The organism is Microbacterium sp. KSW4-4 (genome assembly GCF_023091185.1).
Taxonomy (GTDB): domain Bacteria; phylum Actinomycetota; class Actinomycetes; order Actinomycetales; family Microbacteriaceae; genus Microbacterium; species Microbacterium paraoxydans.
Window position 1 is genome coordinate 229,439 of record NZ_JAHWXJ010000002.1, and the last position, 21,258, is coordinate 250,696.

The following is a 21,258-nucleotide window of genomic DNA, read 5'->3' on the forward strand; positions in this document are numbered from 1 at the left end:
TCAGCCGAAGACGCGGGCCGTGCCCACCATGCCTTCGAGGAGGGCGGTCGTGCGGGCGCGGGGGCCCTCCGGCGCGATGCCGAGCACGCGGGCGAGCTCGAGGGCGAGGGCGGCGTGGCCGACCGCGCTGGGGTGGAACGGATCGTTCATGAGGCCCCACGGCACGCCGCCGTTCCCCAGCTCCGCGAAGTGCGCGTGCTGGTCGACGAGGATCACGTCCTCCGCGGAAGCGACCCGGCGGACGGCCTCGGCGAAGTCGGCGATCCGCGCCCGCTCCGGAGCATTGCGGACGTCGATGGCGGGCGGCGTCTGGAGCACCGGGATGGCGCCGAGCCCGCGTACCCGGCGCACGAAGTCGTGCAGAGACGCGGCGTAGTCCTCCGGCGAGATGACCGGTCGTGGTCCGCCGTCGGAGGCGTCGTTGGTGCCGACCATGAGGGTCACGACATCCGGCTGCCAGCCCGCGACCCGACGCTCCCAGTCGTCGAGGATGTCGACGATCCGGTTGCCGCTGATCGCGGTGTTGAGGACGATGTCGCGGACGCGCTCGAGCTCGCCCCTGACCAGCTCGTGGAGGTGCTCCGGGTAGCTGCGCCCACCCTGGGTGTGAACCAGGCCGTGGGTGATCGAGTCGCCGGTGATGATCCAGTTCAACGGTGCGGGGTCGCGGAGGGCGGCGGCGAGGCGGCCCAGGTCGTCGGAGGCGGTGGCGGGGGAGGCGGAGGGGGCGATCGGCACGCCTCAGAGCTTATCCGTCGCCCGCGACCTGCTTCCTGACGGGGTGGCGTAATGCCCCGGCATCGTTCCCGTCCTGTTTCCCGAGGGGCGAGGCTGGGCATGTGAGCGCGGACGGGATCCGCGGCCCAGGACATCGTCGAATCCCCAACCCGACGATGTGGAGAAATCGAGTCCCTCGTGCGGCGGGCTGCTCCCCCGGCCCGCCGCACATCCCCGGTCTCGGGGGCGTTCCGTCGACCCATTCCGGAACGCCGATATACGCGCGGCTGCGAACACCTGTGATCCGCCGCATGAGGGGTACCGTCGTTCGCGGCCTGTTCGAGGGAGGGGAACCTTGCGGGCCGGGGGAGAGCTCGCGGCATCGCCGCGAGCAAGGGTGCGCCGCTCCGTGCGGCGTGGAGACGCGCGCGGCGAGCGTCGTCGGGTTCCGCAATCCTGCGGAGCCCGCGTAGTACGCCGGGCTTCGCCGTGTCTCATCTTCGACCGTGCCCACGTCGCGTGCGCGCGGCTGTCACCGGAGGAACACATGCTGACCCATTCGCCACCCGTCCGACCCCGCTCGGGGCGGAGGAGCCGCGTCGCCCGCCGCGTCGCCGCCCTCGCCGTGATCGTCGGAGGAATCGTCGGAGCCCTGCTCGCCCCCGTCGTCGCGACGGCGGCGCCGCCGTACACGACCAGCGCGACGGTGTCGTCGCTCGCCTTCAGGGAGAAGGCCGTCGCGAGCGGTACGAAGGCCGAGCTCACCGGGAGCTGGTCTCTGCCGGACGACCCCGTGGCACCAGCCGGGTTCGTCGTCGATCTCCCCGAGGGTCTCCGCGGGCTGCCGGACGCGTTCCCGCTGCTCGACGACGATGGCCAGGAGGCCGGGAGCTGCGTCACGACCGCCACCCAGCTCGTCTGCGACATCGACGGCACCTACCTGCAGGAGCACCCCGTCGGTCTCTCCGGTGGCTTCTCCTTCTGGGCGACCGTGACCACCGAGGTGACGGAGACCACCACGGTCACCTACGACTTCGGCGACGTCACGGCCGCCGTGGACGTGAAGCCGGACCCCTTCGCCTGCTCGACGGACTGCGACTTCCGCGGGCGGACCGACTTCAAGAGCGGGGAGTATCAGAACTCCTCCGACACCATCGCCTGGGACGTCGCCGTCGGTGCGGGAGCGAAGGGCATGGTCGCGGGTCAAGAGGTCGTCGTCACCGACATCATCGGTCCGGATCAGGAACTCCTGCGCGAATCCGCCGCCGGCGAGCGCTACCCGTCGCTCTGGGTGGCCACCGGCCTGGAGACGCTCCCCAGCGGTCTTGTCGTGCCGGGGCCGATCACCGAGGCCCCGGCCTCCGATTACACCGTCTCCGCGGACGGCACCACCGTGACCTTCACCGCCCGCGAGGGGGCCTTCTACAACGTGCACTATCTCTCGCGCGTGACCGACGACGGCGCGGCCGGCAGCTACCGCAACGCGGCCGAGATCCGGGTCGGCACCGAGACCTCGTCGACGGTCACGTCGGAGGTCACCCGCCACGGGGGCTCGGGGACGGGGAACGGCACGCGGGTCGGGCGGTTCACGGCGCTGAAGACCCTCGACGGTGAGGCGGCCGCGACCGAGCGGATCCCTGCCGAGACCCGGTATGTGCTGGAGTACGCGTATCCGGCGGGCCGGGGCTTCCCGGCGGGCTCCGGGGTGCTCACGCTCGAGGCGGGATCGCCGGTAACGAGCCCGGCGCTGCCGGTCGGTGCGGAGGTCACGGTCCGCGAGCGCACGCCCGAGTCGGTGGCCGGCATCGCCTGGGGCACTCCGACGATCAGTCCGGAGCGGTTCACCGTAGGGGACGAGACGGTCGCCGTGAGTGTGCAGAACCCGGTGTCCGTCGTGCCGCCGCCGCCGACGCCGACCACGCCGCCGACGCCGGGCACTCCGACCACGCCGCCGACGCCGGGCACTCCGACCACGCCCGGCACGCCGACCACGCCGACCACGCCGGGAACTCCGGGCAAATCGCTGGCCTCGACCGGTGGGGAGATCGCGGTCACGGGTCTGGTCGCCGGGGTGCTGCTGCTGGGGATGGGGGGTGCACTGGCGGCCGCGCGACGCGCACGCCGCGGGAACCGCTGATCGCACGTGCCGTGCGGGGTGCGGCCGACGTCTGTCGGCCGCACCCCGCGTCGGCGCGAGAACGCACGGGCGAGGTCCGTCACCTCGCCGACTGATGCCCTGGGGGAAGGGAACACCATGAGCGACGAACGCAGAGACGAAGACAGAGAACGCGATGCCGACCTGCTGGGCCGCGTCCGCGGGGGGGACGAGCAGGCCTATGCGGAACTGTGGGAGCGGTACGCGCCCGCGGCCGCGGCTGTGGCGCGCAGCTACTGGTGGTCGGCCGATGCCGACGACCTCGTCGCGGAGTCGTTCACCCGCATCTACCAGGCGATCCAGGCAGGGAAGGGGCCGACGGCCGCGTTCAAGCCCTACCTGTTCGCCACCATGCGCAACCTCGCCATCAGCTGGGGCCGTGCCCGCCGCGAAGTGCCGATCGAGTACATCGAGGCGGTGGAGGATCCGAACAGCACCGACGCCGCCGCGGACGCCGACTTCGACGCCTCTCTCGTCTCCCAGGCCATCCTGGCCCTGCCGGAGCGCTGGCAGGACGTGCTGTGGTTCGGCGAGGTCGAGCACCTGTCGATGCACGAGATCGGCAAGCGCCTCGACATCAGCGAGCGCGCCGCCGCGGTCCTCGCCTTCCGGGCCAGAGAGGGGCTCCGGCAGGCCTGGATCACCGCGCACGTCGCCGCTCGTCCGCCGGCATCGCGAGAGTGCCAGTGGACGATGGGGAAGCTGGGCGCGCACGCCCGCCAGCGACTCACGCCTCGAGACACCGCCCGCGTGCACGCCCACCTCGACGAGTGCGCCGACTGCCGCGCGAAGGCCGACGAAGCCCGTCACGCCAGTTCGCGCATGTTGTCGGTCCTGTTCCCCGCCGGCATCGCCGTGGGGGCGGGCGCGCAGATCTGGCAGTCGTTGACCTCGGCGGGACTCTCCGCCAGCGCCGCACCGCTACCGCCGGCGATCGCTGCTCCGGTCGCGGGCATCGCCGCGGCGAAGGCCACCGTCGCCATCGTGACCGCGGTCGCCGCGACGACTCTGGCGGCGACCGTCGTCGCCACGGTCGTGGGCGGCACCGCGGTGGTCGCGACCCCCGCCGCCAGTCAGGTCGTGACGTGGAGCGTGCCCACCCCGCCGGCATCGCCCTCGGCGGCCCCCGCCCCGGTGGCGACGCCTGCCGAGACGACGGAGCCTCCGGGGGAATCCGAGCCGCCGGCCCCGGCGGAGCCACCGGCGGATCCGGAGCCGGCGCCGGACCCGGTTCCCGAGGCGACCGTGCCGAGCCCGCCGGTCCTCATCTCCGTCCCGGGCCAGGTCTCACGCACCAAGCTCCTGTCTGTCACCGTGGCCTGCGAGGCCGGCGCCGACCTGACGGTGTCCGCGTACGGCGCCACGCTCGCGGCGGGTACCTGCGCGGCGAACGAACGGTGGCAGGCGAGCTTCGAGGTCGACGCCTACCCGGTCCCGGCCGGGACCGCGGTGACCTTGAGCTTCGCGCAGTCCAACATCGCCGGAGTCTCCGGGGCCGCGACGGCCGAGGTGGTCATCGTGGATTGATTTCGGAACCGCGCGTAATCACCCCTGCGCCTCGCTGTCCTGTAGGAGTCCGCCATCTCCGGATACCAGCGGATGAAGAGATCGAGATTGGAATCACATCGCCATGAGGAAACGATCGGGCGCCTTCGTGCTCGGACTGCTGCTCGCCCTCGGTGCCGTCGTCGCCGCGGCCCCCGCGACCGCCGCGTCGGGAGCGGCGACCATCGTCGACGCGAACACCGGCAGGTTCACGCTGCCGGACGGCACAGTCGCCACGGCGACACTGTCGGGCGGCTCGCGCATCTTCGGGGGCGAGGGCAAGACGCTGAGCTCCTGGAGTGGCACGGACGCGATGTACGCCGCCGGTGTCTCGGCGAAGGACCTCGCGACGCTCGATGTGCACTCGAAGGCGAACTGCGGCACGGCGTCGCGGTGCGGCGAGGGACAGCTCACGATCACGTTCGACCGCCCCGTCGATGATCCCGCCATCCACATCGCCGAGTTCGGCGCCGGGACCGGAGGTACCGGGCTCGGCGGGATCGCCATCGCGGATGGCATGCGCTTCGCCTCCGCGGACGGCGGCGCCACCCGCGCGGTCGTCTCCGACGGCGCGACCTTCGTGGACGGAGGCGACGGGTACGTCCGTGGCGACCTCCGCATCTCCTGCACCGCAGCCTCCCGCCCCGGAGGCTGCGGAAGCTTCACCGTCCCCGGCACCAAGATCACGCGCATCGTCTTCGACGTCGCCCGCTTCGCCCTCGGCGGCATGCAGACGACGGCGACCGACGGCTACGCGCTCGGGATCACGGCCACCGCCACACCGGACCCGAAGCTCGCCGGTCTCTCGATCGCGAAGGTCGTGGACAAGGCGGCCGCCGCGCCCGGCGAGACCCTCGACTACACCATCACCGTCCGGAACTCCGGCGAGGCGGACGCCCGGCAGGTGCCCGTGACCGACACCCTTCCCGCCGGGCTGCGTGATGTGACGGCTGATCAGGGCGGCGTCGTCGCGGACGGCACGGTCACGTGGACGATCGACGCCCTTCCTGCCGGCGGCACGAGCACCCTGCATGTTCTCGGGACGGTCGATCGCGCGGGTGCGGGCAGCACGCTCGTCAATCGCGCCGTGGTGAAGAATCCCGCCGATGCCCCGGCCGAGACGCCCGCACCCACGTCGGCGACGCCGTGTGCGGACGACGCGGGTGCCGCCTGCGCCGCCACGACGGTCGCCGCCCTGCCGGCGTTGTCGCTCGCGAAGACGGTCGACAAGCAGGTCGCCGGGCACGATGAGGTGCTGACATACACCCTCGTCGTCGCCAACGCCGGCGCGGGTCCGGCGAACGACGTCCCGGTGACCGACCTCCTGCCGCCGGCCCTGACGGCGGTCTCGGTCGATCAGGGCGGCGTGGTCGCCGACGGCACCGTCCGCTGGACGCTGCCCGAGGTCCCCGCCGGGGGCGAGGTCGCGCTGCACGTGACCGGAACCACCCCGGGGGGCCTGGACGAGGCGCAGCTCCTCAACCGCGCCACCGTGCAGAACCCTGCGGATGCGCCCGCCGGAACGCCGGCGCCGACGGTGACCACCCCGTGCCCTGACGACCCGCAGCAGGCGTGCGCCCTGACCGCGGTGGCCGCGCTCGCCTCGCTCGAGATCGACAAGACGGTCGCGCAATCCGCGGCGGTCGCCGGATCCATCCTCGACTACACGATCACCGTGTCGAACGTCGGCCCCGGTACCGCGACCCAGATCCCCGTCGTCGACGATCTCCCGGACGGCGCACGGTTCATCGCCGCCTCGACCGGCGGGGTCGCCGTGCAGGACCGCGTGGGCTGGGTGGTGCCGGAGCTTGGACCGGGGGAGTCCGCCACGATGACCCTGCGTGCCCAGCTGCCGCGCGACGCGGAGGGCACCATCGTCAACCGCGCCACCGTGGCCTACGACGAGTCGATGATCGCCGGTCTGCGGGCGGCAGCGGTCCAGGCCGGGATCGCCGTCCCGGATGACCTGTCCGGCCTTCCGGCGCTGCCGCCGCTGTCGGCGGCGCACGCCTGCGCGGACGACGCGCAGTGGTCGTGCGCAGCGACCGTCGTCCGTGCCCCTGCGGCCGCAGGGCTCGCCCAGACCGGCGGCACGCCGCTCTCCGTCCTCCCCGCGATCGCGCTGCTGGCAGGTGGGGCTCTGCTCCTCATCGTCTCCGCGCGTCGCGCGACCCACCGATAACCACTGATCGCGTCAGCCACGGGGGACCTCCCTCCGGGGGCTGATCGAGGTACCCAGAAATGCACTTCTCACAGTCCACTTCGTCCGTTCCGCTGCCGAAAGGCTCCGTCATGATCGTCTTCGGGACCCGTCCCGAGATCATCAAACTCGCCCCCCTCGTCCGGGAACTGGGAGACGCCGCCTTCGTCGTCCATACCGGTCAGCACTATGACCCGGGGATGTCCCGGGTGTTCCTCCGGGCCTGCGGGATCGAGCGGGTCGACCTCCAGCTGCACGTCGGAGGTCTCCCGCGGGCCGCTCAGATCGGGCGCGCCGCCGAGCAGATCGCCGAGGCCGTCACGCGCTTCGAGCCGCGGTACGTCGTGGTCCAGGGGGACACGAACGCGACGTTCGCCGCCGCTCTGGCCGCGAACGCCGCCGGAGTCCGCCTCGGGCACGTGGAGGCAGGACTCCGGGCGAACGATCGCCGGATGCCCGAGGAGCACAACAGGGTGATGGTCGACCACATCGCCGACGACCTGTTCGCGGCGACCGAGGCGAACCGCGCCAACCTCCTCGCCGAGGGCATCGACGATGCCCGCATCCTGGTCACCGGCAACCCGGTGGTGGAGGCGGTGCGTGCGCAGCGCGCCGGGGCGGACGGCGATGCCGAGGTGCTCGCCGAGCTCGGACTGACTCGCGCCGGCTACGTCCTCGCGACCCTGCACCGCCAGGAGAACGTGGACACGCCGGAGAACCTCCTGGCCACGCTCCGTGCGTTCAATGCCATCGCGGCATCGGGGTGGCCCGTCGTGTTCCCGGTGCACCCACGCACCAGGGCGATGCTCACCACGCTGGACGCCACGCATCTCCTGGACGCGCTGATCGCCGAGGAGCCGCTTCCCTACGAGCGGTTCCTCGCGCTCGCCGCGCATGCCGCCCTGCTGGTCTCCGACTCCGGAGGTATCCAGGAGGAGGCGACGGTGATCGGGCGCCCCGTCCTCGTCGTCCGGGACTCGACCGAGCGCCCCGAGGCGCTGGGCTCCTTCACGCGGCTGGTCTCACCGCAGGAGCTCGCCGCTGCGGCCGCCACCCTGCTGGATGCGGTGGAGCCGACCCTCGCCCGACTCGCCACCGTGCCGTCGCCCTTCGGTGACGGCCAGGCCACTGCGCGCATCGCGGCGCATATCCGCACCACCGTCGCCCCGCCCCGCCCCGAGGAGTCCTGATGTACAGCAACGCCCTGACCACTCCGCTCGCCACGGTCGGCGCCCTTGCCGCCACCGGGCCGGAATCCATGACCACCGTGGTCATGGCGGCGGGGATCGCGGTGACCGTGGGGGCGGGACTGCTCCTGCGCACCCGCCTGCTGCGGCGATCGTCGCCGGCTCCTCGCCCGATCCGCCGATCCGTCGCGCCGGAAGAGGATCCCGTGCGGGTGAGGACTCCCTGATGTTCCCGGTGCTCAACGCGTTCACGGTCCTGCTCGGCGTCGCGTTCGTCACGTATGTCCTGTTCATCCTCATCCCCTATCTGCGCTATCCGAAGACCGTCCCCGGGGACCCCGCGCACTTCGAATGGCACTTCTTCATCCCGTGTCGGGACGAGGAGGCGGTCATCGACACCACCGTGTCGCGGGCGCGGCGGGACTTCCCCGGGGCCCACGTCTGGGTGATCGACGACGACAGCGAGGATGCCACGGCGGCGATCGTCACCCGCTGGGCCGACGCCGATGAGCACGTGCATCTCGTCCAGCGGCGGCGACCCGAGGCGCGGACCGGCAAGGGCGACGCCCTCAACGCCGCCTACCATCAGCTCCTCGGCTGGCTCCCCGCCGACGCCGACCATGATCGGATCGTCGTCGTCGTCATCGACGCGGACGGCGAGATGGAGCCCAACGCCCTCGAGATCTGCGCGGCCGACGACATCTTCGGCGACGAGAGCGTGGGGGCGGCGCAGATCGCGGTGTGGATGAAGAATCGCGACGACCCGAAGCCGTACCCGCACGGTGGTCGGTTCGCCAACATGTTCGCGCGGTTCCTGCTGCGGATGCAGGATCTCGAGTTCCGCACCACGATCGCCGCGATGCAGTCGCTGCGGGCCAAGACGGGGACGGTCGGGCTGGGAGGCAACGGGCAGTTCACCCGGCTCTCCGTGCTCGACGCGATCGGCGACACGTTCGGCGAACCGTGGCACGGCGCCCTGCTCGAGGACTACGAGCTGGGCGTGCACGTCGTGCTGGCGGGCTACCAGGTCCGCCACGTCTACGACACGCACGTGAACCAGGAGGCGCTTCCGTCGATCCGTCGCCTGCTCACGCAGCGCACCCGGTGGGCGCAGGGGAACATCCAGTGCGTCAAGTACATCCGCGAGGTGGTGAAGTCGCCGTACGTCGACAACGCCGGGGTCATCGAGACGGTGTACTACCTCGTGCTGCCGTTCCTCCAGATGCTCGGCGGACTCTCGTTCCTCATCCTCTTCGGGGCCCAGGTCGGGTACTGGGTGCAGCAGCCGGAGCTCTTCCAGGTCGCGCTCGGCGACACCCTCGGCGTCCTCGGACTGCTGTTCGCCTTCTCCGTCGCCCCGTTCGCCGTCTGGGGGTTCGTCTACAAGATCCGTTGCGAACCCCAGGCGAGCTGGCTGACGGCGCTGGGGTGGGGGCTCGGCGTGTGGCTCTACGTCTACTACATGTACATCTGCATCGCGCGGGCGTTCCTGCGCATCGTCCGGGGCAAGAACGGATGGGCCAAGACACGCCGCAATGCGGAGGCCCACGTCGTCGTCAACGGATCCGTCGCCGTGGAGGCCTGATGACCGCCGTCACCGAAACCCTGCCCGCCCTCCGCGCTCGCCGACTGGATCGGGTGTCGCCGCCGAACCGTGCCGCGCGCGTGGTCGTGGCGCTGCTGATGCTCGCCGCGGGGGGAGCGCTCCTGGCGGTCAACACCTCCTTCCGCGCCATCGAGGCGGTCGTCGCGACGTGGTTGCTCTCGCCGTTCGTCGAGGGACAGCGTGCAGCGATCGGCGAGCACTACCTCGTCCGGACCCCGACCGGAGACCTGATCGCCCTGCAGATCACGGTCGAGTGCACGGCGCTCCTGATCGGCCTCCCCCTCACCGTGGTCGCCGCGGTCATCCTCGCCTTCACCCGCGTGCGGTGGAGCCGGCTCTTCGGCGGGCTCGCGGCGATGTGGGGCATCGTCTTCGCGGTCAACATGCTGCGGCTCGTGCTGATCGGTTGGGCCACCCAGACCTGGGGTCTCGATCCCGGGTACAAGGTGAGCCATGTCTTCGTGGGGTCGCTCGTCGGCGTGCTCGGCTACGTCGTCGGACTCGTCGTCATGCTCCTGATCATCGGAGTCCGTGCCCCTCAGCGCCGGAATACTCGTCGTCCCCGGACGTAATCGACCGTCGCCCCCTCCGTCTCATTCGCGGCGAAGCACTCTGCTCGTCGTGTCCACATCAAGAAAGAGGCTTCATCATGAAGAGCATCCTCAAGACCGCGTGCAGCGCCGGTGTCGGCCTGCTGATCGTCGGGGGCTCGCTCCTCGGCGCACAGGGGGCCATGGCCGCCGACGAGCCGGACTCCCCGAGCACCACGTCGAGCGGCGGGGTCTCCTCCGTCCGCAGCACGGAAGACGTCGACGGCCAGGCCTCGACCCGCGGCTACCTGGGTCGAGCCACCCAGACGGCTGCGACGGGCGTGACGCCGGGATCGGAGATCAAGGAGGGCGCCATCGTGCAGCTCGTCAACGACGAGCAGATCGACGGCGTCTACAAGGTGATCCTGCCCGTGCCGGCGCACACGACCTTCGCATCGGCGACCAGCGGCGGTCAGCTCGTCGGAGGCAACGTTGTCTGGACCTTCAACGTCACGCACGACGGAGGCACCAGCATCGTGACCCCGATGGCGACGTTCACCGTCGACGCCGACTACTGGGGTCCGCAGATCACCAACAGCGCCAAGGTGCTCTACACCGGCGGCGTCTTCACCGACGACCACCGCTTCACCTACAACTACGGCCACACCTTCGCCGAGCGTCCCCCGGTACCGGTGGCCGATCCGGCCGTCGGGCTGGCCGGAGCCGGTGTGATCGCCGTCGGAGCCGCGGGCGCGTTCGCGCTGCGCCGTCGTCCCTCGGCGAACCGGTGACGGGCGCCGGACAGAGACGGAGGACGAGAGACCTGTGAAGAAGACATCCTTTCTTCGGGGTGCGCTGACCGTGGGGGTGCTCACCGCTCTGGCGGCGGGCGCCCTCGCGGGTGCCCCCGCCGCCTCGGCGGCCGACGTCAACGGCTGGAGCGGATCGGGAGACACCCGTACCGCGTCGGCCGCCGGCGCGACGGCCCGCATCACGACCACCGACAAGGTGCAGATCAAGGGCTCGGGCGACGTCGTCAACCTCGCCACGGTCCGCGACGGCGGAGAGCTCGGCCTCAACGTCATCGGTCTCAACGAGGGATTCCCCTGCAAGAACGGCATCGAGTGCGTCCGCGGAAACGTCGTGATCGACTTCGGCCAGCAGGTCACGAACCCGAAGATCACCCTCGCGAACCTCGGCGGCGACGTCTACTCCATCGGCGGCGTGGTGCAGTCGTCGGCGAAGTACACGCTGAAGACCTCCGGCGTGAGCCTGAGCACCGTGAGCGGGAACCTCGATGTGACGTCGAACACGATCACCTCGACCTCCTTCGCCGCCAAGACCGGCACGGTCCAGGTCAACGGCACGGTCTCGAAGGTCGAGTTCCAGCTCAGCATGCGCTCGAAGGGCGCGTTCCTCGGGCTCGTGCCGACGTGGACGAAGGTGCCGAGCGACCTGCACAGCATCGACATCGACGTGGACAAGCCCACGGCGCCCGCGCTGACGGTGGACAAGAACGACCACCGCGACACGGCCGTGATCGGCGACCAGCTCTCGTACGACATCGTGGTGCGCAACACCGGCACCGGTGCGGCGAGCAACGTCGTCGTCAGCGATGACCTGCCGGCCGGGCTCACCGGGATCACCGCCGCGTACACCGCCGGCACGACCGGGACGGTCTCGGTCAGCGGGCAGCGCGTCCAGGGGACCATCCCGTCGCTCGCTCCCGGGGCGTCCTCGACGATCACCGTGAAGGCCACCGTCGGCGATGCGACGCCGATCGGGAACCTGCGCAACAACGCGTGCGCCGTGGCGACCTCCACGAACCAGGCGTGCGACTGGGACGACACCACCATCACCAAGAAGACGACGCCGGTGCTGACCATCAGCAAGGACGACGGCCAGGGTGATGTGAAGCTCGGCCAGGACCTCACGTACGACATCGTCGTGCGGAACACCGGAGACGGCGCAGCCACGAACGTCGTGGTCAGCGACCCGCTCCCGGCCGGTCTCGACTTCGTCTCGGGCAGCGGCCCGTCGGGAGTGACGGTGAGCGCCTCCGGGCGCAACGTGACCGCCAACCTCGGCACGCTGGCGCCCGGGCAGTCGGTCACGCTGAAGGTGAACGCGAAGGTCAACCAGTCGGCTCCTCCCGGGGCGCTGACCAACCAGGCCTGCGCGGTCGCCGGGAACGCGGCGAACGTCTGCGCGACCGACACCGACACCGTCAAGCGCGAGTTCTTCCAGTACACGTTCAACTCGAACCCGACCGACCCGACGCCGGGTCAGGCCGTGACGTATCGGATGGAGTTCGGCAACAACGGCAATGTCGACTCGGCGAACGCGGAGATCGCGTACACGCTGGCCGGCATCCTCGACGATTCCAGCTGGAACCCGTCGAGCGTGACGGCCAACCGCGGCACCGTCACCGTGAGCGGCGACAGCATCGACTGGAAGGGACCCCTCGCCTCCGGTGAGACGGTCGTGATCACCTTCACCGGTGTCTGGAACGGGAACGGCGACGGCTTCGCCTTCCCGAACGTCACCTACTACGGCAGCGCGCGCTAGCCGGCACTCAGGCGGACGCGCGGGTGCAGGCCCCTCTTCTGGGGGTGGCCTGTGCTCGCGCGTTCGCCTGTTTCCGCGTGTGAGTGAGTCAGTCGCGGTCGGCGCGACTGATGAGGTCCATCAGCTCGTCGAGCGTGTCGACGTCGATGACCTCGGTGCCGTCGGGCTCGCGCACCTCGATGCCGTCGACCTCGAGCTCCTCATCGAGCTGCACCAGGATGCGCGACTCCGGGAACTGCTTGGGGGCGACGAACGCCAGCAGCACGGCGTCCGCGAACACGACCACCGACGTGGCCTCGAGGTCGTCCCGCAGGTCGATCTGTTCGACGACGGGCTCGTCCTGCACCGCGTCCTCGATGTCGAGCGCGACCTCCTCGACGATCGCCCGCCAGCGCTTCTCGCTCATCGAGAGCACGCGCGCGATGGCCGCGACGAGCTCGTCCGGATCCAGGTCCTCCGCGGTCTCGTCGCCCTCCAGCTCGGGGTCGACGTTCACGTTCACGACGGTGCCGGCGGCATCCAGGCTCGCCCGGCCGTAGACGAGACCGTTCTCGGACACGGGGTCTTCGAGCAGACCGCTCTCGACGATGCGGGACAGGAGGAGATCGAGCGCCATGCTTCCAGTCTCGCGCATCTCGCCCGCCGTGGGCCCTGGTTCTTCCGCGACCGGAATCTCGGACGCGCGTAATCGATCCGCCCCCTCCGCCTCTTGTTCACCGGACCATCCCGACTCGACGGCCCCCGGCCGCATTCGAAAGGCAGGCTGCTGTGACCCGTCCCCTCTCCCGTTGCATCGGCGTCGCGCTCGCCGTCGGCGCCGTTCTCGCCCTGGCGATCCCGTCATCCGCGCTTCCGGCGGCGGCGGAGGTCGCCCCCGACGCCCCCGCCCTGAACTGGGTCGTGAACACCGCCCCCGGTGCGGCGAGCGACGAGACGCTGCGCGCGGCCATCGCCGACGCGGGAGGGACGCTGCTGATCTCGTACCCGGAGATCGGGGTCACCGTCGTCCGGGCGCCCGAGGGGGAGTTCGCGGCGCAGCTCCGCGCTCAGCCGTGGGTGCAGTCCGTCGGCCCCACCCGCACGTCGACCACGCCGGATCGCCTTCCCGAGCCGGCGGTATCGGCAGCCGGGGTCACCGAGGAGCCGGAGGCCATGCCCGCCGAGGGCACCGCGTGGGACACCGTCGCCGTCGGCGCGACGACCCCGGGCGGCGCAGGCGTGGTCGTGGGGGTCGCGGACAACGGCATCGACGCCGGGCATCCCGACCTCGCCGACCGCATCGACCCGGCGCTCTCCGTCGGGTGCGGGGTCAACGGCGTCCCGGACACCCGGCCTGCCGCGTGGCAGCCGCGCGCGGGGTTCGTCGGTGCCCACGGGACCCATGTGGCAGGGAGCATCGCCGGTGCCGCGAACGGCTCCGGCGTCCGCGGCATCGCCCCGGATGCGCGAGTCGCCGCCATCAAGGTCGACAACCAGACCGGGCACATCTACCCCGAAGCCAGCATCTGCGCGACGATGTGGGCGGTCCGACACGACATCCCCGTCGTGAACCACAGCTACTACGTCGACGCCTGGTACGTGTGGTGCGCCGGCGAGGACACGCAGTCCGCCGCGCTGGAAGCCCTCCGCCGCACGTACGCCTATGCGCACGACCAGGGCGTCGTCAACGTCGCCGCCGTGGGGAACGAGAGCCAGGACCTCGCCACCATGACCACCGACGTCCTCAGCCCGGACGACGGGGCCCCGGAGCCGCGTGCCGTCGACTCCTCCTGCCTGAAGGCCCCTGCCGGACTGCCGGACGTGATCTCCGTCGCCGCCGCCGATCAGGACGAGACCAGCGGCGCCGTCGTCATGGCCGGATTCTCCAACTACGGCGCAGGCAAGGTGACCGTCACCGCCCCGGGAGTCGTCTGGTCCGCGGTGACCCGCCAGGACGACGGCTCGATCTACGCCCTGTTCCCCGGTACGTCCATGGCCTCGCCGCACGTCGCGGGGCTCGCCGCTCGCATGCTCGCCGCCGACCCGACGCTCACTCCCGACGAGGTCACGCGTCGCATCAGGGCCACGGCCGACGGCGTCGCCGACGAGGGACCGGATCGGGTGGGCGCCGGACTCATGGATGCCGACATCGGTACCTCCGTCCCCGCTGTCGGGGTCTACTCCCGCGTGGCGCTCACCGGGCAGCCCTTCCGGGTGACCGGCAGCGGGCATGCGCCGCGGAGCACCGTGGAGCTCCGCGTGGGCACCGCCACCATGCCGGTGCAGACCGATGCGCAGGGACGGTTCGCGACCGTGTTCCCCGTCCCCGCGGATGCTCCGGCCGGGCCGAGCACCCTGATCGCCGGCGAGGCCAGGGCTCCCATCGTCATTCGCACCTCCCCGGCCACGCCGACCATCCTCACCCCGAAGGCCGGGGCCACGATCACCGCGACCACGACGACCATCTCGGGTACCGGCGTCCCGGGCTCCCGGGTCCGCGTGGACGTGCGCGACGGAGAACTGACGCCGTTCCTGCGGTTCGTGACCGTGCGCGACGACGGCACCTGGACCGTGGACGCACCGCTGACGCAGGGGACGTATGAGGTCGTGGCCAGGACGATCGTCGGCGGCGACACCTCGGCCCTCACGGCGCCCGTGCGGTTCTCGGTGCACACGAAGTCGGCGATCGGCTACTCGGTCGAGCTCTCCCCGCAGCCCGGGGCCACGCACGACACGCTCATCCTCCTCGACCTCGCCAACGCCGGGGCGGCGGGCGGACGGGCGGTCGTCGACATCGATCTGACGGCTTTCGAGGACGTCGAGGTCCCGGTGCCGACGGTGGGCGAGGTCGAGCGGACGGCCCGCGGGCTGCGATGGACCCTCACGCTGGAATCCGCGGAGAAGGCCCAGCTGCAGATCCCCGCGACCTCCGGCGACGAGCCGGCATTCCCCGTGATCGCTGTTCGATGAGACAGGCGGTCACGCCGGTTCAGGCGCTTTCCGGAAGCGAGGGCCTGAACCGGCGTGACGGCCTGCGTGTCAGAGCCACCTCTTGTACTTGAACACCCCGTAGAGCCCGACCGCGAACGCGGCCATCGCCCCGATCGCCATCGGATACCCGAACGCCCAGTGCAGCTCGGGCATCACGTCGAAGTTCATGCCGTAGACCGTGCCGACGAGCGTGGGCGCGAAGATGATGGCCGCCCACGAGGAGATCTTCTTGATCTCGTCGTTCTGGGCGAGCCCCGCCTCCGAGTGCCGCCGGGCGACCAGCGCCGACTGCACCGTCAGGGCGTTCTCCAGGATCGCACGGAACGAGTCGACCCGCTCGTTCACGCGGATCGTGTGGTCGAGCACGTCGCGGAGGGAGCGCTGCAGCTCCTCGTCGATCCGGTACTTCTCCGATCCGCGGCGCAGCCACTCCAGCATGCCGCTCAGCGGGTGCACCGCGCGCTGGAAGTTGATGACCTCGCGGGAGAGTTCGTAGATGCGGCGGGAGAGGGCGTCGTCGTCGCTGTCGCCGAAGAGCTGGTCCTCGATCTCGTCGATGTCGTTCTCCAGGCCCGCCACGACGGGCTCGTACTCGTCCACGACCTCGTCGAGGATCGCGTAGAAGACCGCCTCCGGTCCCATCGCGAGCAGCTCCGGGTTGGCCTCCATCCGGCGGCGGACCGCGGCGAGGTTCGGCGACTCCGCGTGGCGGATCGTCACCACGAAGTCGGGGCCGATGAACAGGTGCAGCTCACCGAACTCGATCGACTCCTCCTTGTCGCGGTATCGGGCGGGGCGCAGCACGGCGAAGAGCGTGTCGCCGTAGCGCTCCACCTTGGAGCGCTGATGCCCCGAGAGCGCATCCTCGACGGCGAGCGGATGCAGATCGAACTCGCGGGCGACGGACGCGACCTCTTCCGGACTCGGCCGGTACAGGCCGATCCACGCGATCCCGCCGGCGGCGTCCAGCATCCGGTAGGTCTCGTCCAGGTTCTTCGGGGTCTCCACGCGACGTCCGTGGACGTACACGCCGTTGTCGATGAGCGCCATGATGCGGCTCCGTTCTCGCGGGCGCACGCAGACGCTTGTCTCGCGTGCGGATTCGTCAGGGGGCGGGAGACGCCGCCGATGACTGCGAGGCGAGAGGCACGGACGCGGAGCAGGAGCTCAACGCGTGGGTGCCGGGAAGCGCGACGCAGCGAGGGCGGCGTCGTTACTATCGTCGGACATCGCCATCACCGCCTTTCCGTGCTTCTCCGGGGCCAGCTTACTCCTCCGTTTCGAATCGCCCGAATGGCCCCATTCCGGCCGCAGATGCCGCCAAGTGCGCGATTCGAAGGGGTCAGGGGACGATCGCGTCGATGTAGCCGCCGTCGACCCGGACGGCCGCGCCCGTTGTCGCCGAGGCGAGCGGGGACGCGAGGTACGCGACCATGTTCGCGATCTCCTCCGGTTCGATGAGCCGCTGCAGCAGGGACTGGGGACGGTGCACGCGCATGAACTCGCGCTGGGCCTCCTCCCACGGCAGCTGCGGATCCACGAGCGAGTAGACGAAGTCCTCCACGCCGCCGGTGTGGGTCGGTCCCGCGAGCACCGAGTTCACCGTCACACCCGTGCCGGCTGCCTCCTTCGCGAACCCCCGGGAGACGGCGAGCAGCGCGGTCTTCGACATCCCGTAGTGGATCATCTCCGCCGGGATCACGACCGCGGAGTCGCTGGCGATGTCGAGCACCCGACCCCAGCCGCGCTCCTTCATGCCGGGCAGGGTCGCGCGGATGAGCCGGACGGCGGCGAGCACGTTCACGTCGAAGTACCGGCGCCACTTGTCGTCGGAGATGTCGAGCGCGGGGGTGGCCCCGAAGATGCCGAGGTTGTTGACGAGGATGTCGACGTCTCCGGTGGCGGCGAGCACGCGGGCGGCGCCGTCTTCCGTGGTGACGTCGCCCGGCGCGGCGACGAGGTTCCGGTCCGGGTTCTCCTCCTGCAGCGCGGCGATGACCGACGACACGGTCTCGGGGTTCCGGCCGTTGACGGCGACCCGAGCTCCCGCATCGGCCAGAGTCGTGGCGATGGCGAGTCCGATGCCCTGGGTCGAACCCGTGACGAGGGCCGTCTTCCCGGCGAGGTCGATGCGCATGATGTCTCCTCCGTGTCGCTGCGGCCTCCGGTGCAACGCCCGCCGCGCCGGTTTCATGCCCGCCCGCTCTCCGCCTCCGTGCGGGGCGGGAGTGGGACATGCCGTCTCCGTGCGGGACGGGAAACGGGCCGGGGACGGGAGTGGAAGGCGCGGTTTTGATCCCGCACGGCGGGACGCGGCACGTGCGGGACGGGAAACGCGCCTGGGGGGACGGGAGTGGGAGCGTTTTTGATCCCGCGAGGTGGGCGGGGCGGGCGGGTGCGGGCGGGGGCTAGAGGGGGATGGGGGTGCCGGCGCGGGAAGCGGACTCCTGCGCGGCCTTCACGATCTCGACGGTGCGGATGCCGACACCGGCGTCGGGCTGGGGCTGACGGCCCGCGCGCACGGCCTGCACGAACTCCTCGAGCAGCAGGGCGTCGAGGTCGGCCCCGACCGGGGTCCAGGTCTCGCCGTGGGCATCGTGTCCGGCCACGCCCTTCGCGAAGGGGCTCACGGTCACGGTCCCGCGCTCGGCCACGACCTCGAGGGTGAGGCCGCCCCAGGTCGGCGAGCTCAGCGGCCAGCTCCACGAGCAGTCGATCGTGGCGATCACCCCGCTCGGGTACTGGATCGTCACGAGGCCCCCGGTCTCGACCGCGAGGTCCCGCTCCCCGTGCAGGATGCTGTTCGACACCGCGCGGACGGTCTGCGCCCGCTCACCCAGGAGATCGTCGAGGAGGTCGGCGCAGTGCACGACGTGGTCGACCAGGGCACCGCCGCCGGCGAGCGCGGGATCGGTGAACCAGGCCCGGTCCTGCGGGAGCTTGCCGTTGTTGATGCCGGTGACGCCGAGGATATTCCCGAGGCGTCCGCTGCGCAGCTCGGCGACGGCGTCGCGCACCGCGGGGGAGAAGCGCACCGGGTACGCCACCATGAGCAGCACGCCCGCCCGGTCGCAGGCGTCGCGCATCGCGATCGCGTCCTCGACCGTCGTCGCCAGCGGCTTCTCGCACAGCACGTGCACGCCGGCCGCGGCGGCCTGCTCGACGAGGGCGCGGTGACGGGAGTTCTCGGCGGCCACCACGACCGCGTCCGGGCCCCAGGCGAAGGCCTCGTCGTAGGTCTCGACGTACGCGACCCCGAGCTCCGCGGCCAGGGCGGCACCGCGCGGAGCGTCGTCCGGGGCGGAGACGCCGTCGGGGTCGGCGGCGATCAGCTCGACACCGGGCAGCTGCTGCAGCGCGTGCACGTAGCTGAGGGCGTGCGTGTGCGCGAAGGACAGCACGGCGATCCGCAGCGGGCGGGGAGCGGTCATCGGGTGGCCTCCTCGGCGACGGCGACGGCGGGGGACGAAGCGGGGAGGGTGACCGGGGCTCCGGAGGCGATCGAGGCGTAGGCGGCCTCGGCGACCGCGACCGCCTGGATGCCGTCCTCCGGGGCCACGGCGGCGTCGCGTCCCTCCGCGATGGCGGCCACGAAGTCGGCGATCTCCGCGTAGTACGGGCTCTCCTCGGGTGACATCGGGGGGAGGTAGTCGGTCGCGCCCTCGACGAGCACGGCGTCGGTGCGCAGCGTGTGGTCCTCGGCGCTGTCGTAGCGCAGGCGCCCCTCGGAACCGGCGACCTCGACGCTGGTGCGGAACGGCATGCCGGGCTGCACCCAGCTCGCGTGCACGTGGCTGATGACCCCGTTGCGGTGGGTGAGCACGACATGCGCCGTGACCGGGGCCGGAACGCGGTCGTCGACCGTCGGCGGGTTCTGCACCGCGTAGACGCTGTCGACCGGCCCGGCGAACCACAGCGCCTGATCGATGTCGTGGATCATGAGGTCGCGGATGACGCCGCCGCCCGCCCGCTCCGAGAAGAACCAGGGGGCCTGGGGTGCGGCGCCGAGGCGACGGAAGCGCTGCACGGCAGGAGTGCCGATCTGCCCGGCGTCGATGCCGGCCTTGATGCGGGCGTACTCCCCCATGTAGCGCACGACGTGCGCGGGGAACAGCCGCACTCCCGCGGCGGCTGCGGCGGCGGTCACCTCGGCGGCGGCCTCCGCGGTCGCGGCGAGCGGCTTCTCGCAGATCACGTCGATCCCCCGGGCGATGGCCCGAAGGGCGAAATCGGCGTGGGTGCTGCTCGGCGTGACGATGTCGACGACGTCGACCAGCTCCAGGAGCGCGTCGACGTCCGCCACGACCTCGAACCCGTATTCCGCGGCGATCTCCTCCGCGCCCTCCTTCGAGGTGACGAAGCCCTGCACGCCGAGCGCCCGCCAGGCGTCGGCGTGCACGCGGGAGATCCCGCCCGCGCCGATGAGTCCGACCTTCAACGTGCTCACTGCTTCTCCTCGGGGTCGTCGCCGGCCGCGGGGTCGTGCGGCAGGGGGGTGATCGGTGGGGCGGGCATGTCCTCGATGCCGTAGATGTCGCCCGGATGCCGCTGGAACGCGTGCACGACGGCGCCGTGGGCGGCTGCTTCCGCTCCCAGCCGTGCCTCCGCGACGGGCACCTGGAACGGCAGCCCCAGGTGGCCGGGCAGGGCGGCGCGCAGAGGGTCGAGCAGCTGCTCGTGCGCGGCCGAGAGTCCACCGCCGATCACCACCATGGCGGGGTCGACCGTCATGATCAGCGTCGCGATCCCGTGGGCGAGTTCGTCGATGAAGCCGTCGAGCTCCTGCCGGGCGGCCTGCTCCCCGCTGCGCGCCAGGGCGAACACCTCGGCGGCGGTCGGGGCGGTGCGCCACGAGATCTGCCCGGTCTCGGTGTTCAGGCCCCGGAAGGCGAGGCGGCCGATGTCTCCCGCCGCGTTGTGGATGCCGCGCCGGGGGCGGCCACCGAGGATGAGGCCCATGGCGATGCGGTTGCCGACCGAGAGATAGATGACGTCGTCGACGAGCTGTGCGACGCCGAGGTGATGCTCCGCGACGGCCGCGAGCCGCACGCCGTTGTCGACCGCCACGGGGCAGCCGAACGCCTGGCGCAGCTGCGAGCCGATGTCGATGCCGGACCACTCCGGGATGACGACCGAGGTGGTGACCCGTCCGTCGTCGTCGACGATGCCGGGCAGGGAGACGCCGATCGCCCGCAGACCGGTGCGCGGCAGCGAGAGCCGGGCGAGTGTGCGTCGCACGTCGTCGATCACGGCGGCGAGCTTGGCCGGGCCGTCTGGCTGCTCCGCGACGCCGGGGAAGGTGCGTTGAGCGATGACCACCCCCGCGAGGTCCGCGACGACGACCCGGACGCTCGCGACGCCGATGTCCACGCCCACCACCACACCGGCGGCGGCATGGAACGAGTAGCGGCGGGCGGGCCGACCGGCGCCTCCGCCGACCTGCGCCGGGGCGTCGACGAGGAGGCCGGAGTCGGAGAGCACCGCCACGGCGTTCTCGACGGAGGTGCGGGAGACGTCGAGCGACCGGGAGAGGTCGCTGACCGTCGCCGGTCCGGCGTCGCGCAGCCGGAGTGCGGACCGCGCCACGATCGAGAGCGGACTGGTCGCGCCCATCGGGTCCCTCCTTCGTCTCCGCCGTTGGTGCGATCAAATTAGCACACCCGATTCTCAGATCGGGGATTGTTGTTCACGGCCGAGAAACACGGCCGAAACAAGGCTCTGAGAACTTGTGCTTGACGAATTATCCAAAGCCAATGTCATAATGAACCGTACTCAGCACG

17 protein-coding genes are annotated in these 21,258 nt (G+C 71.3%); 10 read left to right on the top strand and 7 right to left on the bottom strand.

Annotated features, from left to right (window positions below; genetic code table 11):
• Entirely contained in the window at positions 1–738 is a 738-nt protein-coding gene (locus KZC57_RS10735; protein ID WP_144881567.1) for an SGNH/GDSL hydrolase family protein, read from the bottom strand.
• Between the two features lie 526 nt (positions 739–1,264).
• On the opposite strand from KZC57_RS10735, the gene KZC57_RS10740 reads away from it, so the two are divergent.
• The 9 genes from KZC57_RS10740 (at position 1,265) to KZC57_RS10780 (ending at position 12,508) form a co-directional block, all read left to right on the top strand.
• Entirely contained in the window at positions 1,265–2,854 is a 1,590-nt protein-coding gene (locus KZC57_RS10740) for a DUF5979 domain-containing protein (protein ID WP_247641713.1), read from the top strand.
• Positions 2,855–2,971: 117 nt separating this feature from the next.
• Positions 2,972–4,399 (top strand): sigma-70 family RNA polymerase sigma factor, encoded by a 1,428-nt coding sequence (locus KZC57_RS10745; RefSeq protein WP_247641714.1) that lies wholly within the window; start codon positions 2,972–2,974, stop codon positions 4,397–4,399.
• A 103-nt stretch (positions 4,400–4,502) separates the two neighbouring features.
• Positions 4,503–6,599: a DUF11 domain-containing protein gene (locus KZC57_RS10750; RefSeq protein WP_247641715.1), complete on the top strand. Its 2,097-nt coding sequence runs from the start codon at positions 4,503–4,505 to the stop codon at positions 6,597–6,599.
• Positions 6,600–6,709: 110 nt separating this feature from the next.
• The gene (wecB, locus tag KZC57_RS10755) at positions 6,710–7,807 is read left to right on the top strand and encodes a non-hydrolyzing UDP-N-acetylglucosamine 2-epimerase (RefSeq protein ID WP_231919556.1); all 1,098 of its coding nucleotides are present in this window, start codon (positions 6,710–6,712) and stop codon (positions 7,805–7,807) included.
• On the top strand, positions 7,807–8,031 hold the full coding sequence (locus tag KZC57_RS10760) for an LPXTG cell wall anchor domain-containing protein (protein ID WP_247641716.1): 225 nt from the start codon (positions 7,807–7,809) through the stop codon (positions 8,029–8,031). Before wecB ends, KZC57_RS10760 begins: the two co-directional genes overlap by 1 nt.
• On the top strand, positions 8,031–9,389 hold the full coding sequence (locus KZC57_RS10765) for a glycosyltransferase family 2 protein (RefSeq protein WP_247641717.1): 1,359 nt from the start codon (positions 8,031–8,033) through the stop codon (positions 9,387–9,389). Before KZC57_RS10760 ends, KZC57_RS10765 begins: the two co-directional genes overlap by 1 nt.
• On the top strand, positions 9,389–9,982 hold the full coding sequence (locus tag KZC57_RS10770) for an exosortase/archaeosortase family protein (RefSeq protein ID WP_247641718.1): 594 nt from the start codon (positions 9,389–9,391) through the stop codon (positions 9,980–9,982). The genes KZC57_RS10765 and KZC57_RS10770 overlap by 1 nt, the downstream gene beginning before the upstream one ends.
• Before the next feature lie 77 nt (positions 9,983–10,059).
• The gene (locus KZC57_RS10775) at positions 10,060–10,731 is read left to right on the top strand and encodes a hypothetical protein (RefSeq protein ID WP_105949030.1); all 672 of its coding nucleotides are present in this window, start codon (positions 10,060–10,062) and stop codon (positions 10,729–10,731) included.
• A 34-nt stretch (positions 10,732–10,765) separates the two neighbouring features.
• The gene (locus KZC57_RS10780) at positions 10,766–12,508 is read left to right on the top strand and encodes a DUF11 domain-containing protein (RefSeq protein WP_060922754.1); all 1,743 of its coding nucleotides are present in this window, start codon (positions 10,766–10,768) and stop codon (positions 12,506–12,508) included.
• 88 nt (positions 12,509–12,596) lie between these two features.
• Here the strand turns inward: KZC57_RS10780 and KZC57_RS10785 are convergent, their stop codons facing one another.
• Complete coding sequence (locus tag KZC57_RS10785; RefSeq protein WP_060922753.1) at positions 12,597–13,124, bottom strand: hypothetical protein; 528 nt, start codon at positions 13,122–13,124, stop codon at positions 12,597–12,599.
• Between the two features lie 152 nt (positions 13,125–13,276).
• Between KZC57_RS10785 and KZC57_RS10790 the strand changes: the two genes are divergently transcribed.
• Positions 13,277–15,457: a S8 family serine peptidase gene (locus KZC57_RS10790; protein ID WP_247641719.1), complete on the top strand. Its 2,181-nt coding sequence runs from the start codon at positions 13,277–13,279 to the stop codon at positions 15,455–15,457.
• A 69-nt stretch (positions 15,458–15,526) separates the two neighbouring features.
• Here the strand turns inward: KZC57_RS10790 and corA are convergent, their stop codons facing one another.
• From corA to KZC57_RS10815, 5 genes are all read right to left on the bottom strand, one after another.
• The gene (corA, locus tag KZC57_RS10795) at positions 15,527–16,528 is read right to left on the bottom strand and encodes a magnesium/cobalt transporter CorA (protein WP_025104158.1); all 1,002 of its coding nucleotides are present in this window, start codon (positions 16,526–16,528) and stop codon (positions 15,527–15,529) included.
• Positions 16,529–16,820: 292 nt separating this feature from the next.
• Positions 16,821–17,615 carry an SDR family NAD(P)-dependent oxidoreductase gene (locus KZC57_RS10800; protein WP_247641720.1) on the bottom strand — a complete coding sequence of 265 codons (795 nt, stop codon included), beginning with the start codon at positions 17,613–17,615 and terminating at the stop codon, positions 16,821–16,823.
• A 271-nt stretch (positions 17,616–17,886) separates the two neighbouring features.
• Positions 17,887–18,909: a Gfo/Idh/MocA family protein gene (locus KZC57_RS10805; RefSeq protein WP_247641721.1), complete on the bottom strand. Its 1,023-nt coding sequence runs from the start codon at positions 18,907–18,909 to the stop codon at positions 17,887–17,889.
• On the bottom strand, positions 18,906–19,925 hold the full coding sequence (locus KZC57_RS10810; RefSeq protein WP_247641722.1) for a Gfo/Idh/MocA family protein: 1,020 nt from the start codon (positions 19,923–19,925) through the stop codon (positions 18,906–18,908). The genes KZC57_RS10805 and KZC57_RS10810 overlap by 4 nt, the downstream gene beginning before the upstream one ends.
• Entirely contained in the window at positions 19,922–21,091 is a 1,170-nt protein-coding gene (locus KZC57_RS10815) for an ROK family protein (RefSeq protein WP_247641723.1), read from the bottom strand. Before KZC57_RS10815 ends, KZC57_RS10810 begins: the two co-directional genes overlap by 4 nt.
• Positions 21,092–21,258: the final 167 nt, after the last annotated feature.

What these genes read in the sequence shown, in the direction of transcription:
- KZC57_RS10740 (WP_247641713.1), top strand. Translation starts at nt 1,265, where the DNA reads ATGCTGACCCATTCGCCACCCGTCCGACCCCGCTCGGGGCGGAGGAGC.
- KZC57_RS10745 (WP_247641714.1), top strand. Translation starts at nt 2,972, where the DNA reads ATGAGCGACGAACGCAGAGACGAAGACAGAGAACGCGATGCCGACCTG.
- KZC57_RS10750 (WP_247641715.1), top strand. Translation starts at nt 4,503, where the DNA reads ATGAGGAAACGATCGGGCGCCTTCGTGCTCGGACTGCTGCTCGCCCTC.
- wecB (WP_231919556.1), top strand. Translation starts at nt 6,710, where the DNA reads ATGATCGTCTTCGGGACCCGTCCCGAGATCATCAAACTCGCCCCCCTC.
- KZC57_RS10760 (WP_247641716.1), top strand. Translation starts at nt 7,807, where the DNA reads ATGTACAGCAACGCCCTGACCACTCCGCTCGCCACGGTCGGCGCCCTT.
- KZC57_RS10765 (WP_247641717.1), top strand. Translation starts at nt 8,031, where the DNA reads ATGTTCCCGGTGCTCAACGCGTTCACGGTCCTGCTCGGCGTCGCGTTC.
- KZC57_RS10770 (WP_247641718.1), top strand. Translation starts at nt 9,389, where the DNA reads ATGACCGCCGTCACCGAAACCCTGCCCGCCCTCCGCGCTCGCCGACTG.
- KZC57_RS10775 (WP_105949030.1), top strand. Translation starts at nt 10,060, where the DNA reads ATGAAGAGCATCCTCAAGACCGCGTGCAGCGCCGGTGTCGGCCTGCTG.
- KZC57_RS10785 (WP_060922753.1), bottom strand. Translation starts at nt 13,124, where the DNA reads ATGGCGCTCGATCTCCTCCTGTCCCGCATCGTCGAGAGCGGTCTGCTC.
- corA (WP_025104158.1), bottom strand. Translation starts at nt 16,528, where the DNA reads ATGGCGCTCATCGACAACGGCGTGTACGTCCACGGACGTCGCGTGGAG.
- KZC57_RS10800 (WP_247641720.1), bottom strand. Translation starts at nt 17,615, where the DNA reads ATGCGCATCGACCTCGCCGGGAAGACGGCCCTCGTCACGGGTTCGACC.
- KZC57_RS10805 (WP_247641721.1), bottom strand. Translation starts at nt 18,909, where the DNA reads ATGACCGCTCCCCGCCCGCTGCGGATCGCCGTGCTGTCCTTCGCGCAC.
- KZC57_RS10815 (WP_247641723.1), bottom strand. Translation starts at nt 21,091, where the DNA reads ATGGGCGCGACCAGTCCGCTCTCGATCGTGGCGCGGTCCGCACTCCGG.